Origin of the sequence: Delftia sp. ZNC0008 (genome assembly GCF_000799035.1) — a bacterium.
Lineage (GTDB): Bacteria > Pseudomonadota > Gammaproteobacteria > Burkholderiales > Burkholderiaceae_C > Comamonas > Comamonas tsuruhatensis.
The window spans coordinates 1-1,396 of the sequence record NZ_JTKZ01000382.1 but is presented as its reverse complement, the minus strand read 5'-3'; the positions used below and the strand labels follow the sequence as shown (position 1 = coordinate 1,396).

Sequence of the window (1,396 nt, the reverse complement as noted above, 5' to 3'; positions counted from 1 at the left end):
AGCGCAGCCAATGCGGGCAGGCCCAGCCGCCCGACCAGGGCGTTGAGCCGCTGCAGCGCGCCGGCCGGGCGCCGCGCCAGCAGGAAGTCCATGGACTCGGGCAGTCGCCACCAGGCCAGGACCAGCACGCCCAGCGTCACGCAGCCGCCGAACAGGAAGACCGCGCGCCAGTCATGGCGCCCCAGCAGCCACACCGCGATGGAGCCGCCAATGCTGGCGCCCAGCGCGTAGCCCGTGGACTGCAGCGTGACGGCCAGGCTGCGCCAGCGCTGCGAGGCGTATTCGCTGGCGATCACGTTGCTGCAGGCCAGGATGCCGCCCACGCCCAGGCCCGTGAGCACGCGCAGCGCCGCCAGCTGCGTGGCGCTTTGGCTGAAGGCCGAGCCCAGCATGCCCACGCCCGAGAGGGCCAGGCAGGCCAGGATCAGCGGCCGGCGGCCCAGCCGGTCGGCCCAGGGCGCGATCAGCAGCGATCCGCCCGCCATGCCGAACAGGCCCGCACTGAGCAGAAAGCCCAGCTGGGCGCCGCTGAGCTGCCAGTGCGCCGACACGGCAGAGGCCGTGAACGCCATGACCAGGACGTCGAAGCCGTCGATCATGTTGAGCACCATGCACAGGGCTATGACCGACCACTGGAAGCGCGCCATGGGCCGCTGGTCGACGCTTGCACGCAGGTCGGCGCTCATGGCCGCAGCTCCCGCAACGGGCAGTTGGACGATGCGGCGGCGCAGGGCCGCTGCAGCCATGGGACAGGGGTAGAGGCAGTCATCGTGGGTCTCCTTGGGTTGAAGCTCTGTGGAAGCTTTCTTGTGTTCTCAGCACATCATTACGTATGCTGAATGTGATTCAGTTTACTGAATGAAAATCGGCGCCAGATACCGGGATTTCCCCGGTCAGGCGGGGCCGCGCAGTCTCGGACGCGGCGGCGGCCGGGCCGCTGTCAGTCGGATGAGGAAGCGTCGAGGGCGTCGCGTGCGTCGTGCAACTGCACGAACTTGCGCAGCAGGCGCTTGAACTCGGCCTGCTCCTCGGGCTCCAGCGCGGCCAGCATGCGGTTGTGCAGTTCGTGCACATTCGGCACGAAGCCGCCCAGCATGGCCTCGCCCTCGGCCGTGAGCGTCAGGCGCCGCTGGCGCCGGGGCAGGATCTCGCGCAGCACCCAGCCCTTGGCCTCCAGTCGCGCCGCGATGTCGGCCGTGGTGGAGTTGTCCAGCGCAACCAGCCGCGCCAGCGTCACCTGGTCGATGCCCGGCTTTTCCTGCAGCATGCGCAGGATGGCGTACTGCACGGGCGTCACGTCCGGCCCCAGCACGTCGCGGAACAGCTGCGCCGCGATCTGCTGCGCGCGCCGGATCAGGTGGCCCGGCTGGTCGTAGAGGTCGATGGAAAGACGCGG

General features: G+C 69.6%; 2 protein-coding genes. Both read right to left on the bottom strand.

Annotated elements, in window-relative coordinates:
• A partial coding sequence (locus L995_RS12630; protein ID WP_047472080.1) for an MFS transporter occupies positions 1-686 on the bottom strand: 686 nt, incomplete at its 3' end.
• 254 nt (positions 687-940) lie between these two features.
• The coding region (locus L995_RS12625) for a MarR family winged helix-turn-helix transcriptional regulator (RefSeq protein WP_047472079.1) at positions 941-1,396 on the bottom strand (456 nt) is incomplete at its 5' end.